Source organism: Burkholderia sp. PvR073, from assembly GCF_054055695.1.
In genome coordinates this window covers 14,783-28,338 of the sequence record NZ_JBSRXO010000017.1, presented here as the reverse complement: position 1 = coordinate 28,338, position 13,556 = coordinate 14,783, and the positions used below count along the sequence as shown (strand labels likewise).

Sequence of the window (13,556 nt, the reverse complement as noted above, 5' to 3'; positions counted from 1 at the left end):
ACGTGCCGAGGATGTCTATCGCATGCTGGCGTGCCGCTATGCGGAGCCGGCGCGCCATTACCATACGCTCGTGCATGTACGGCGCTGCTTGCGTCATCTCGACCTGGCGCGCGGCGCGATTCCCGAGCCGGAGGCCGTCGAGCTCGCGCTCTGGTTCCATGACGTGATCTTCGTGCCTGGCGCGCAGGATAACGAGCAGCGTAGCGCCGACTGGTTCCGGCGCCAGGCGGATGGACGCATCCGCGCGTGCGACCCGGTCTGCGCGATGATTCTCGCGACCACCCACGCGGGCCCTGCCGCGGAACCGGATACCCGTTTCGTGTGCGACATCGACCTGGCCGTGCTCGGTGCGTCTCGCAGCCGGTTTCGCGAAGACGGGCGGCGCCTGCGGGCCGAGCGCCCGGATCTCGACGACCGCGCTTACGATCGTCTTGAACGTGCCATTCTGCGCGGGCTGCTCGAACGCCCGCGCATTTATCTGACCGATTTCTTCTATACGCGCTGCGAGGCGCGCGCGCGCGGGAATCTGAACTGGCGGCTGGGTTTGCCGATCCCGGGGTGACGGCGAGCATTTTCGATGAAGTTGTGCGGCCCGGGCTGCATATTCAGAACAATTCAGGATGCCGCCATGACATTCAGGCCCGCCTTCACTAGTCTGTTTCGAACCGCCGCACGGGCAGCACGCCTGTCGGCAAGCTCAAGGAGAACTCGATGATTGCACTGAAGTTGCGACAGGTATTGCTGACGACGGCCGTATTCGGCGCATTGCTGGTGAACGCGCCGGCCCATGCCGATACGACGCGTCTGGTCGAGTCCGCATCCGGGCGTGTACCGGCCGTCACGGTCGGGCCGCAATACGATACGACGCACGTATGCGTCGCGCCGGAAGATTTCGACCGCTTTACCGACAGCTTCGTCGCGACGTTCGGCGGCAAGAAGTCGAAGCAGGGCGTGTTCCAGGTCACGCCGACGCCGAGCCAGACGATGTCGCAGCTCGTGCTCACCCCGGTCGGCACGGTGTCGGTGTTCGGCTTCAAGACGCCGATCCCGTATCCGTTCTGTGAGGAACGCACCGGCTATCTCGTCACCGACATGGACGTCGCGATGAAGTCGGCGCGCGCGCACGGCGCGGACGTGATCGTCGACACGTTCCCGGATCCGATCGGCCGCGATGCGATCATCCGCTGGCCGGGCGGCGTGAACATGCAACTGTACTGGCATACCGAAGCGCCGCACTACGATGCGCTGCAGACGGTGCCGGAAAACCGCGTGTACGTGTCGCCGGAAAGCGCGAACAAGCTGGTGCGCGATTTCGTCGCGTTCTCGCGCGGCAAGGTCGTGTCGGACGTGCGCCACGCGCCGGGCGTCGAGATCGGCCGGCCGAACGATACGTACCGCCGCATCCGCATCGAATCGGGCTTCGGCAAGATGACCGTGCTCGCGACGGATGGCCGTCTGCCTTACCCGTTCGGCCGCGAGATGACGGGCTATGAAGTGTCCGATCTCGCCACCACGCTGAAGCAGGCGCAAGCGGCCGGCGTGACCGTGCTCGTGCCGACGTTTACGTCGGACGGCCGCGACGCGGCGCTCGTTCAGTTCCCCGGCGGCTATGTCGCCGAGATCCACGCGCGGTCGAAGTAATGGGACATCGGTCGAGGCAACGTGCGTGGCGGGGCGTCCTGCCGACCGCCATGCTGGCGGCAGGCGTCGCGACGTACGCCGGTACGGCGGCCGGTGCCGACGCATCATCGGCCACGGCCCCCGCCACGGCCCCGGCCGCCGGCACGTCGTGCACCGCGAAGCGGCCCACGGTGCTGTTCAACCGCTGGCAGGAAGACTGGTCGGTACTCGCGAATCCGTGCGTGCCGCGCAAGCCGCTCGACGCGTTGAAGTACATCCCGCTCGGCGGCGATCCGTCGACCTACCTGTCGCTCGGTGCGAACCTGCGCGAGCGCTTCGAGCTGAACAACGCGCCGCTGTTCGGGCTGGGCGCCGCGCATGACGACAATTACGTGATCCAGCGTGCGAACGTGCACGCGGATCTGCGCTACGCCGGGCATTTCCAGGCGTTCTTCCAGCTCGTCGATTCCCGGCCGTTCGGCAAGGATACGGTCGGGGTGGTCGATCGCGATCAGCTCGACATCGAGCAGGCGTTCGTCGCGTATGTCGATCAACTGGGCGGCGGCACCTTCAAGGCCCGCATCGGCCGGCAGGAGATGGCATTCGACTTGCAGCGGTTCGTGTCGGTGCGCGACGGGCCCAACGTGCGTCAGGCGTTCGACGCGCTGTGGGCCAATTACGAAATCGGCAAATGGCGGCTGATCGGCTATGTGACGCGCCCGGTGCAATACCGTAACGACGCGGTGTTCGACGACGTCTCGAACCGGCACCTGAGATTCGACGGCGTGCGCGTCGAGCGGAGCGGCACCGGTCCTGGCGACCTGTCCGCGTACTGGTCGCGCTATACCCGCGACAATGCGCGCTATCTCGCCGGGGCCGGCACCGAACGACGCGACGTGTTCGACATGCGCTACGCGGGCAAATCGGGGCAATTCGACTGGGACGCCGAGGCGATGCTCCAGACCGGGCACATCGGACCGGACACGATCGGGGCGTGGGCATTCGGCACGCTGGCCGGCTACACGTTCACCAAAACGGCCGGCATGCCGCGCATCGGCATTCAGGTCGACGGCGCATCGGGCGACAGGCATCCCGGCGACGGGCGCATGGGTACCTTCAACCCGCTGTTCCCGAACGGCTATTACTTCACGCTCGCCGGCTACACCGGCTACAGCAACCTGATTCACGTGAAGCCGTCGCTGACGTTCAAGCCGGCCAGCAACGTGACGGTTATGACCGCGGTCGGCTTCCAGTGGCGCGCGACGACGGCCGACGCGATCTACGGGCAAGGGATGTCGGCGGTGCCCGGCACGGCCGGCAAGGGCAGTGCGTGGACCGGCATGTATGCGCAGGCCCGCGTGGACTGGCTCGTCAATGCAAACGTGGCGCTTGCCGTCGAAGCCGTGCACTTCCAGATCGCCGATTCGATTCGTGCGCTCGGCGCGCGCAATGCCGACTATGTCGGCATGGAGGCGAAGTTCGGCTGGTAACACCGCATGCCGTGCGATTCAGCACGGCGTGCGAGCCAGCGCCTCGACAAAATCGATGAACGCCGTGACGCGCTTCGAGCCGCGCTGATTCGGCAGGTAGAGCGCGGTGACGATCGAGCGTGCCGCGTCGGGCACGACGTCGTACTGTTCGAACAGCCTGCGCAGGCGGCCCGCCCGGACGTCGGCATCGACCAGCCAGTCGGGCAGCAGCGCGATGCCGCCGCCATCGAGCGCGGCGGCGCGCAACACTTCGCTGTGGTTCGATTTCAGTCGCCCGGTGACGAGCACCTTCGTCGCGCCGTGCGCGTCGACAAACGACCATGCCTGCTGGTCGCCACCGAAGTGAAAGCGCAGGCATCCATGATCGACCAGCTCACCCGGCATCGATGGCGTGCCGTGCGCATCGAGATAGTCGGGGCTCGCCACGACATACCGCCGGAACGTGCCGAGCTGGCGCGCGACGACCTCCGCGGACGGCGCGGCTTCGCCGAGCCGGATCGCGACGTCGATCCGGCTGGTGACGAGATCGACGCGTGCGTCGGTGAGTTGCAGATCGAGGTCAAGCTTGGGATAGCGCGCGAGGAATGCGCCGACGTGCGGTGCGATGCGGTGCATGCCGTATGCGACCGGCACGGACACCCGCAGCGGTCCGGACGGTTCGTCGCCGCGATCGGCGACGAGTGCATCGGCCTCCGCGAGCGCCTCGAGCAGCTGCTTCGCCCGTGCATAGTAGACGGCGCCCGCATCGGACAACGTGACCTGTCGCGTGGTGCGGTTCAGCAGCACGGTGCCGAGCGATGCCTCGAGCGCGTCCACCGCACGCACCATCGACGAAGCAGCGAGATCGAGGCGGCGCCCTGCGCTGGAGAAGCCACCGGCTTCCGCTACTTCAACGAACGCGCGCAGCGCGGAGAATTTGTCCATGTCGTCGTCGGTGTGCGTGTCGCTGTCGCGACGATGCGTTGCATGCCGTTCGCATTCTATCGCCGGCCAGCGGCCGTGGATCGCACCGTGTCCCGCGTTCAGAACGATTCATGCGTCGCGCAGGATTATTCCCGGTCCTGACGGTTAAGCTCGGTGTCACGGCATTACGTCGATACGCAAACCCGGGATCGGACATGAAGAAGAACTTGAACTGGTGTACACGCGTGGCGCGCGCGGGCCGCATGCTGCTCGTCGTGGGGTGTCTCGGCAGCCTTGCGTCGGCCGCGTTCGCGGACGAGCCGGGCGGCGGCCGCCAGCCGCCCGGATTCTATCGGCAGAAGCTCGGCAGCCTGCAGATTGTCGCGTTGTCGGATGGGACGCATCCGTTTCCGATCGACACGGTGTTTCGCGATGTGTCGAAGGAGGCCATCCGGCGCGATCTCGATCGCGAATTTCTCGAGCCGCCGGTTCAAGGGTCGATCAACGCGTTCCTGATCGACACCGGGTCGAAGCGGATCCTCGTCGACACCGGCGCCGGCGTGCTCTATGGCGACTGCTGCGGCAAGCTGCTCGCCAATCTGCGCGCGGCCGGCTACGAGCCCGGGCAGATCGACGAAGTGCTGCTCACGCATCTGCACAAGGATCATGTCGGTGGCCTGGTTTCGAACGGCAGGATGACCTTTCCGAATGCGACCGTCCGCGTGAACGAGATCGAGGCGAAATACTGGCTCGATCCGGACGGCAAGGCGCAGGCGCCGGCGTTCCTGGCGTCGTTTTTCGATGCGGCGGCCGCATCGGTCGCGCCTTACGTCGCGGCCGGGCGCTTCAGCACGTTTCGCGGCGAAGCGACGCTCGCGCCCGGCATTCGCGCGGTGCCGATGCCGGGTCATACGCCGGGCCATACGGCCTATCTGATCGAGAGCGGCAATGCCGGGCTGCTCGCGTGGGGCGACATCGTCCACGTCGCGGCGATCCAGTTGCAGGACACCGCCGCCACCGTCCAGTACGACACCGATGCCGATGCGGCTCGCCGCACGCGGCGCGACACGCTCGCGCGCGTGGCGGGCAAGCGTTATCTGGTCGGTGCCGCGCACATCGCGTTTCCCGGGCTCGGGCATTTGCGAAAAGACGGCGAGGGCTACGACTGGGTGCCGGTCAACTACGACGCGACGCCGCTGCAATAGCGCCTGTTCACGCCAGTCACGCAGGTTTCGCCGTTGAAAAAAATCGTTCGTCGCGCCGGGCGTGGCCGGTGGCCGGTGGTCGGCGCGAGCCCGTGACCGGCATGAACGGGCTCTCGGCAGCGGCGGCTCAGCGCGACATGCCGCGCCGCCATGCGCCGGGCGGATGGCCGACGATGCGGGCGAACAGGCGGTTCAGATGGCTCTGGTCCGCGAAGCCGCAGGCGGCAGCGATTTCCGCGAGCGTCATGTCGGTCGTCTCGATCAGTTGGCGGGCGCGGACCACGCGCTGTTCGAGCAGCCATTGATGCGGTGTGCGTCCGGTTGCCCGCGAGAACGCGCGGATGAAATAGCCGCGCGACAGATCGCATTCGTTGGCGACTTCCTCGATCGACACGCCGAGGTCCGCCTTCTCCATCAGAAGCTCCTTGGCGAGCGCGACCTTGACCGGCGACAGGGTGCCCTTGCGCTCCAGGTCGCGCGCGCGCGCATTGCCGTAACGGCAGGCCAGATGCGTGCCGATCGCGAGCCCCATCTGCTCGACGAACAACGCGTTCAGCGCGCCGGCTCCGTCGAGGCTGTCGGCGACGGCTTGCGCGAGGTGGCCCAGCACCGCGTCCTGCACGTCGGGCGCGCAACTCAGGCCGCCGATTTCCAGACCGTCGTGCTCGCGGCCGAGGTCGCCCAGATAGCGATGCGACAGCTCGACGAGGACGAAGTCGAACTTGCCGTAGAGGTCGGCGCGGAAATTCCGCGAAAAGTCGCGAATGTAGATGGAGTTGTGCTGAAAGCGCCGCTCGGATTTGCCGGACCCGCGGTAGATCGTCCGCCGGTGGCCGGCGTTCAGCGATACGCCGATCAGGAAGCCGCGATCGCTGGCCGCCATCTCGATGCGCTCGAACTGTTCGTCGCGCATGCATTTGCGATGGAGCGTCAGGCCGCCCGCGGACCTTTCAATATCCTTGGATAGCAGGTTCGCGATGCATCCGAGCGTGTCTTTCGGTGGTGCCGCGGGTGGCGCGGCGAGGGGATCTGGCATGGCGGAGAATCCTTCGGAGTCGGACGGCGGGCGAGCATCGTTGCGTCCGGTACATACAGCGAGCCCGATAGGCCGAGGATAACTTGAACAAATGTCCGCTGGTTGACGAAATGCTTGCCGCGGACCCTTTCGCGCGGTACCGGGGCCTGACCAGCACGCGAACACGCTGGGGCGAATGATATCGCCGGATCTGCATTCCCGCCGGGCGGCCGGCGCCGGCGCGGCGCGTCAGCGCATTTTCCTTCAAGATTTTTACAAAAGCCGCGTATACACTCGGCCCACATTTTCGAGACTTTGAACCCGCCCTGAAGGGCAGGCCGGGTGCGGACTCCCGCCCCCGTGACCTGCTCCGTTCACATGGCGGTCATCGTGGGGAACCTGGAGGCGGCCATGATCCAGATCGGGGCTTTATCGGTGGATTTCGAGCAGCGGGACATTCGCCGTCACGGCGCGGCGCTGCGTGTTGGCGCGCGCGCGCTCGACATACTTGAAGTACTGCATCGCGCCAACGGTTCCGTCGTGTCGAAGGACGACATCATGGATGCCGTCTGGCCCGGCCTGATCGTCGAGGAGAACCGGCTGCAGGTTCATGTCGCGGCGTTGCGCAAGGCGCTCGGCGCGAGCCGCGACCTGATCAAGACCGTCCCGGGCCGCGGCTACCTGCTGGTCGCGAATCCGCCGCTCCTGCACGCGGTGGCGCCGCACCCGGCTGCCGCGGCACCGGACGCCGAAGCGGCCCATCAGGCCCCGCTCGTCGGACGCCGGGCCGAGCTCGAGCAGATCGTCGACATGATCGACCGTGCGCCGGTCGTCACGCTCGTCGGCGCGGGCGGCATCGGCAAGACGAGTCTGGCCGACCGGGTCGCGCACACGTGGCGCGGCCGGGCCGGCGAGCGCGTGCTGTTCGTCGAACTGGCGCGGGCCACGACGCGCGACGACGTGCTGCTCGCGATTGCCGCGGAACTGGGGCTCGACACGAATGGCGTGCCGGCCGTCGACCGGATCGGCGACGCATTCGCCGTCTCGCGCAGCCTGCTCGTGCTCGACAACGCGGAGCACGTCGTCGACCTGGTTGCCGACCTCGTCGAGTCGCTGACGGCGCGCGTCGTGCCGCTGCGGGTGCTCGTGACGAGTCGCGAACCGCTTCATATCTCGGTCGAAACCGTGTTTCGCGTGAGTCCGCTGGCGGTGCCCGACGGCGCTGCAACGGCCGACGAGATCGTGCGTCATTCGGCGGTCGAGCTGTTTCTGGCGCGGGTTCGCGCGGCCACGCCCGATTGCGTGATCGACGCGGCCGGTGTCCGGCTGATCGGCGATATCTGCCGGCGGCTCGACGGGCTTCCCCTCGCCATCGAACTGGCTGCCGCGCGCGTCGCGACGCTCGGGCTGGAGGTCGTCGCGTCGCGTCTCGACGACCGGTTGAACCTGCTGACGGGCGGCCTGCGCTCCGCGTTGCCGCGCCATCAGACGCTGCGCGCGACGTTCGACTGGAGCTACGTGCTGCTGGATGCGGCCGCGCGTGCGCTGTTTCGCCGGATGGCGTGCTTCGTCGGCCCGTTCACGTTCGATGCGGCCCGCGAAGTCGCGATGGATCCTGGCATGTCGCCCGCCGAAATGATCGCGGTGCTCGGCGAGCTGATCGCGAAGTCGCTGGTGACCGTCGAATTCAACGGCGCGCAGGCGCGCTACCGATTGACCGAATCGACGCGCGCGTATGCGCTCGATAAGCTGCACAACGAAGGCGAGTTCGAGCGCATCGCCGAGCGTCATGCGCGCCATGAACATGCGCAGGCGCAGGCCCGGATGCCGGTTCACGTGCAAGCCGCGCGCGAACCCGCGGCGGCCGAGCCGCCCGTCGCGGAAGCCGACGCGCTGGCGCTCGCATTGCGGGAGCCGGCGCGCATGCGTGACTGTTCGATCCCGGCGAGGCGCGCGCTCGATGCCATCGAGGCCGGCGCGCTCGCGGTCGTCGACGCGTCGAGCGAGATGCGGCTGCGCGCGGCCTATGCGTCGGCGCTGCTGTATACGGACGGCGATACGCACACGGCCGCCGCGATGTGGGAGCGCACGCTCGGCCTCGCCGGGCGGGTCGGCGACGAGGCATTCGACGCCAGCGCGATGGTCGGGCTCTGGAACGCGATGCTGTCGCGTGGCGACATTCACGAATCGCTGCGCTATGCGATGCGCTTCGAGCGGGCCGCCGAGCGGCGCGGCGACCGGCCGCAACGGCTGCTGGCGAACGCGATGGTCGCGACGTCGCTGCATTACTTCGGCGAGCATGCGCAGGCGCGCGAGCGGCTGGAGGCGGCCACGGCCGAGCTGGCCGTGGCGGGCGAACCGCCTTGCGCGGCAGCGGCGCTCGGCATCGATGTCGCGACGCTTGGCCGCACGGTGCTGGCGCGGCTCGTCTGGATGCAGGGCGATCTGGACTATGCGATGCGGCTCGCCGCGCAGGCGGTCGAATCCGCGCGCCGCGGTGGGTCGGCGCTGGCGTTGTGCGTCGTGCTCGGCGCGGCGGCCGTGCCGATCGCGTTGCGCCATGGCGATCACGACATCATCTCCGACTATCTCGCGACGCTGCGCTCGGCCGCCGAGGCGAACGGGTTCGATATCTGGCTCGACCATGCGGAATGTCTCGCGGGACAGTTCGACATGCAGGCCGGCCATCCCGGCGCCGGGCTGGCGCGGCTCGAACCCGCGCTGCGACGCATCGAGGCGAGCGGCTTCCGGCGCCTGCTCGCGCCGCTGGTGGTCGCGTATGCGGAAGGGCTCACGCGCACGGGCCGCGCGGCCGAGGCCCGCGTGAAGCTCGACGCGACGCTCGCGTGCTGCCGCGCGCAAGGCGAGCATCTGTTCGTGCCCGAGCTGCTGCGTGCCCGAGGTCTGGCGATGCTCGAACAGGCCCGCACCGCCGACGCGGAGCGCGCGATCGCCTGCGAAGCGGACGGGCACCGGCATCTGCTGATGGCGATCCACGCGGCGAACGGGCAAGGCGCGGCCATGTGGGCGCTGCGCGGCACGCTCGATCTCGCCGATCATCTGATCGAGCGCGGGCGTATCGGGCAGGCGTCGTCGCTGGTGGCGAACCTGTCGGGGCATTTCGACCCGCAATCGCGCGCGGTCGACGTGCGTCGCCTCGCGCGGGTGCAGAGCTTCATCCGCTCGGAGACGGCGCGGCCGACCGGTCATGCGCACATCCGCCACGAGACGCTGGATGCGATGCAATCGGCCGCGTGATGGCGCGTGTGGCCCGCTCAGGACGCACCCGCGCAACGCGGCCGGCCGTCCGATCGATCAACATTCAACGGAGGGTGGATGGTTCTTGTAACGTCAAACCGCCGGCATGCCGCGTGCGGCCGGTTGCCGGCCTGCGGCGCAAGCGGGGAGGCTGACGGTGCTTAAGGCGACGCAATCCGCGGAAACGGCGGACCTCATCGTATTCAACGGCAAGATCGCGACGCAGGACGAGAGGCAGTCGTTCGTGACCGCGCTCGCGGTGAAGGACGGCCGGATTCTCGCGGCCGGCAGCGCGGATGAGGTCATGCGCCATGCGCATGGCGACACGCTTCACATCGACCTGAACGGCCGCACCGTGATCCCGGGGCTGAACGACTCGCACCTGCACGTGATCCGCGGCGGCCTGAATTTCAACCTGGAACTGCGCTGGGACGGCGTGTCGACGCTGGCCGAGGCGCTGCGCATGCTGCGTCGCCAGGTGCTGCGCACGCCCGCGCCGCAGTGGGTGCGCGTGGTCGGCGGCTGGACCGAATTCCAGTTCGCCGAAAAACGCGGGCCGACGGTGGCCGAGCTCAACGCGATCGCGCCCGACACGCCGGTTTTCGTGATGCACCTGGGCGACAGCGCGCTCCTGAACGCGGCCGCGCTGCGCGCGATCGGCTATGGCCGCGACACGTGCGATCCGCCCGGCGGCGAGATCCAGCGCGATCGCGCCGGCAGGCCGACCGGCATGCTGCTCGCGCGCCCGGACGTGGCCGTCCTGCATGCGGCGCTGGAGAAGGGCCCCCGGCTCGGCTTCGACGACCAGATGAATTCGATGCGGCATTTCATGCGCGAATTGAACCGCCTCGGCGTGACCAGCGCGATCGACGCCGGCGGCGATTTCCAGGCCTATCCGGATGATTACGCCGCGCTCATGGCGCTCGCGAAGCGCGGCGAAATGACGGTGCGCATCGCCTACAGCCTGTTCGTGCAGCATGCGGGGCGCGAAATCGACGACTGCGCGCGCTGGATGACGCTGGCGAAGCCGGGCGACGGCGACGCGTTCCTGCGGCTGAACGGCGTCGGCGAACTGCTGGTGTATTCCGCGGCCGATTTCGGCAATTTCCTCGAACCGCGCCCGGATCTGCCCGACGAACTCGAGGCGGAGCTGACCGCGGTCGTCCGGCTGCTGGTCGGCCAGCGCTGGCCGTTCCGGCTGCACGCGACGTATGACGAATCGATCGGCCGCTTCCTGAACGTGCTCGAAGCCGTCAATCGCGACGTCCCGTTCGACGGCCTGCGCTGGTTCTTCGATCATTGCGAGACGATTTCGGATGCGAACATCGCGCGCATCGCGGCGCTCGGCGGTGGCGTGACGGTGCAGCACCGGATGGCGTTTCAGGGCGAGTACTTCATCGCGCGCTACGGCGCGCAAGCCGCCACGCGCACGCCGCCGATCCGCGCGATGCTGGCGGCCGGGCTGCCGGTCGGCGCGGGCTCCGATGCGACGCGCATCGCGAGCTACAACCCGTTCGTGTCGCTGTACTGGATGGTGTCCGGGCGCACGGTCGGCGGCACCGTGCTCTATCCGGAGCGCAACCGGCTCAGCCGGATGGAGGCGCTGCGCCGCTATACGGTCGGCAGCGCGTGGTTCTCGAACGAAGACGATCGCAAGGGCGCGCTGGTGCCCGGCCGGTACGCGGATTTCGCGGTGCTCACGGACGACTACTTCACGATCGACGAATCACGCATCAAGCACCTGTCGTCGGTCCTGACGATCGTCGACGGCAAGGTCGTGCACGCGGATGACGAATTCGCGCCGCTGGCGCCGCCGCCGCTGCCGGTGAGCCCCGCGTGGTCGCCCGTGGCCGAGTTCGGCGGCATGGGCCGGTGGCGCCCGGTCGCGTCGGCGCAGCCGCGCGCCGCGGCCGACGGCGGCCGCGATGCCGGTTTCGCGCGCGAATACGGGCGTCGTTTCGCGCAGCGCGTGGATGCGGCCGCGACGGAACTCGCCGAGCCGTGCAGCGCGTTCGGTTGCCTCGGCGCTGCTTTTTAGGCGACGGGTATCGGCGCGCGTGGCGCGAAGAACAAGCAATTTTTCGACCCCGGCACGGGGCAGAAGGAGACGACATGAATTCTGCGCACACGTGCGCATCGGCGAATGACGAAGTCGCCGGCGTTCGCATTCCGCGCACGCCGATCGCGATCGAGGCCGCCGAAGCCGCACGCGCGTCGCTGCCGCGCGTGATCACCGACCACGCTTGCCGGGTATTCGTCCTCGCGTCGCTCGCCGCGCGCCGCGCCGGCGACACGTGCGATGCCGATGCGCTGTACGTGGCCGCCCTGTACGCGAACATGGGCCTGAGTGCCGCGTATTGCCGCTCGAGCGCGCGCTACGAGCTCGACAGCGCCGATGCCGCGCACGCGTTCCTGTCGCGGCACGGCACGCCGCAGCCCATCTGCGACGACGTATGGCGCGCCATCGCGCTGCATACGACGCCCGGCGTGGCCGCCCGCGTGTCGCCGCTGGCACGCGCGTTGTCGAGCGCGGTATCGACGGACCTGATGGCCACCGACGCCGACGCGTATTCGGCCGACGAGCGCCGCGCGCTGCTCGCCGCTTATCCGCGCGGCGACGGGTTCGGCGAGGCGTTCCTCGACGCGGTCGCCCGCGGGGTCGCGCACCGCCCGGCATCGACGTTCGGCACCTGGAGCGCCGACGTGCTCGAGCGGGCCGATCCGGATTTTCACCGGCCGAATTTCTGCGGGCGCGTGCTGGGTGCGCACTGGAAGGACGCCTGAAGAAACCGTTGCGAAGCAACAGCCGGCAGCGGGCGTGCCCCGCCGGTCATGGCGGCGGGGCGTCGCCGTGCGACGGGGCTCAGGCGGTCGGTGCCACCGCGTCGTGCCGCGCATAGTCGACGTATCCCGCGCGCTCGCCGCCGTACCAGCCGATCGACTTCGGCACGGCGAGCGGCGCATGCGTGGCGATGCGTTCGACGAGATCCGGGTTCGCGATGTAGGCCCGCGCGAACGCGACGAGATCGGCGTCGCCCGCATCGATCAGCGCATTCGCGGCGTCCGGCGTGATGCCGCCGTTGACGATCAGCGTGCCGCCGAACGTCTTGCGCGTGTGCTCGATGATGCGCGGCAGGTCGGGCTCGCCGCTCCAGCCGTTGGTATCGGCCGCGTGCAGGTAGGCGACGCCCGCTTCGTCGAGCAGGCGGCCGACGTACGCGTACGTCGCATCCGGATCCGCGTCCCGCACGTTGTTGTATTGCGCGTACGGCGAGATGCGCACGCCCACGCGGCTGAGCGGCATCACGTCGCCGACCGCGTCGACGATCTCCTCGAGAAAGCGCGCGCGGTTCGCGACCGAGCCGCCGTAGCGGTCGTCGCGGCGGTTCAGCGTCGACGACAGGAACTGGTGCGGCAGGTAGCCGTTGGCCGCATGGATCTCGACGCCGTCGAAGCCGGCCGCCATCGCGCGGGCGGCCGCGCGGCCGAATTCATCGACCGTTGCGGCGACTTCGTCCGTCGTCATCGCGCGCGACGGCGTCGCGTGAATCTTCGTGTAGTAGCCGTTCTGCAACCGGGCCCACACCTGCAACTGTTCGAGATCGTCGTTGACGCCGGACGGCGACAGCGGCGCGTCGCCGCCGAGCAGCGTCAGCGAGCTGACGCGGCCGCCGTGCCACAGCTGCGCGAAGATGCGGCCGCCGTTCGCATGGACCGCGTCCGTGACCTGCTTCCAGCCGGCCGCCTGCTCGTCGGTGACGAGCCCCGGCGTCAGTTCGAACGCCGCGGACGTGTGGCTGACGTTGGTCGCCTCGGTGACGATCAGGCCGGCGGACGCGCGCTGCGCGTAATACTCGGCCATGAGCGCGGTCGGCAGGCCGCGCAATGGTGCGCGCGAGCGCGTCATCGGCCCCATCACGACGCGGTTGGGTAGAGGCAGGCCGCGCAGATCATAGGTGCTGAGCAGGGAAGACATGGTGGATTCCTTGTGCGTTGAGCAGGGGCGTCGCGCATCGCGCCGCGGCAAACTGCGAAGCGGCGAAACGGCGAAACGGCGAGACAGCG

At 68.6% G+C, this 13,556-nt stretch carries 10 protein-coding genes; 7 read left to right on the top strand and 3 right to left on the bottom strand.

The genetic code is table 11. The features are described 5' to 3' along the window. The first annotated feature begins 22 nt into the window (after positions 1-22). The 3 genes from ACVK00_RS31710 to ACVK00_RS31700 all read left to right on the top strand — a co-directional run bounded on the left by ACVK00_RS31710 (position 23) and on the right by ACVK00_RS31700 (position 3,110). Positions 23-562, top strand: a complete 540-nt coding sequence (locus ACVK00_RS31710) for an HD domain-containing protein (protein WP_284900215.1) — start codon at positions 23-25, stop codon at positions 560-562. Positions 563-711: 149 nt separating this feature from the next. Next, positions 712-1,641, top strand: a complete 930-nt coding sequence (locus ACVK00_RS31705) for a glyoxalase (protein WP_284900173.1) — start codon at positions 712-714, stop codon at positions 1,639-1,641. Next, positions 1,641-3,110 carry an alginate export family protein gene (locus tag ACVK00_RS31700; RefSeq protein WP_354123383.1) on the top strand — a complete coding sequence of 490 codons (1,470 nt, stop codon included), beginning with the start codon at positions 1,641-1,643 and terminating at the stop codon, positions 3,108-3,110. The genes ACVK00_RS31705 and ACVK00_RS31700 overlap by 1 nt, the downstream gene beginning before the upstream one ends. An 18-nt stretch (positions 3,111-3,128) precedes the next feature. Here the strand turns inward: ACVK00_RS31700 and ACVK00_RS31695 are convergent, their stop codons facing one another. After that, on the bottom strand, positions 3,129-4,034 hold the full coding sequence (locus ACVK00_RS31695; RefSeq protein ID WP_284900169.1) for a LysR family transcriptional regulator: 906 nt from the start codon (positions 4,032-4,034) through the stop codon (positions 3,129-3,131). Between the two features lie 242 nt (positions 4,035-4,276). Between ACVK00_RS31695 and ACVK00_RS31690 the strand changes: the two genes are divergently transcribed. Continuing rightward, a complete protein-coding gene (locus ACVK00_RS31690; RefSeq protein ID WP_228910869.1) occupies positions 4,277-5,218 on the top strand; it encodes an MBL fold metallo-hydrolase in 942 nt (313 codons plus the stop codon). Positions 5,219-5,345: 127 nt separating this feature from the next. Here the strand turns inward: ACVK00_RS31690 and ACVK00_RS31685 are convergent, their stop codons facing one another. Then, positions 5,346-6,254 carry an AraC family transcriptional regulator gene (locus ACVK00_RS31685; protein ID WP_284900212.1) on the bottom strand — a complete coding sequence of 303 codons (909 nt, stop codon included), beginning with the start codon at positions 6,252-6,254 and terminating at the stop codon, positions 5,346-5,348. A gap of 390 nt (positions 6,255-6,644) precedes the next feature. Here ACVK00_RS31685 and ACVK00_RS31680 point away from each other — a divergent pair, with 390 nt between their 5' ends. The 3 genes from ACVK00_RS31680 to ACVK00_RS31670 all read left to right on the top strand — a co-directional run bounded on the left by ACVK00_RS31680 (position 6,645) and on the right by ACVK00_RS31670 (position 12,275). Further along, on the top strand, positions 6,645-9,491 hold the full coding sequence (locus ACVK00_RS31680; protein WP_284900167.1) for an ATP-binding protein: 2,847 nt from the start codon (positions 6,645-6,647) through the stop codon (positions 9,489-9,491). 157 nt (positions 9,492-9,648) lie between these two features. Continuing rightward, positions 9,649-11,529, top strand: coding sequence for an amidohydrolase (locus tag ACVK00_RS31675; RefSeq protein WP_284900165.1), 1,881 nt, complete (start codon positions 9,649-9,651; stop codon positions 11,527-11,529). A gap of 74 nt (positions 11,530-11,603) precedes the next feature. Next, positions 11,604-12,275 carry a phosphohydrolase gene (locus ACVK00_RS31670; protein WP_284900163.1) on the top strand — a complete coding sequence of 224 codons (672 nt, stop codon included), beginning with the start codon at positions 11,604-11,606 and terminating at the stop codon, positions 12,273-12,275. Between the two features lie 79 nt (positions 12,276-12,354). On the opposite strand, the gene ACVK00_RS31665 is transcribed toward ACVK00_RS31670, so the two are convergent. Next, a complete protein-coding gene (locus ACVK00_RS31665) occupies positions 12,355-13,467 on the bottom strand; it encodes an alkene reductase (protein ID WP_284900162.1) in 1,113 nt (370 codons plus the stop codon). Positions 13,468-13,556: the final 89 nt, after the last annotated feature.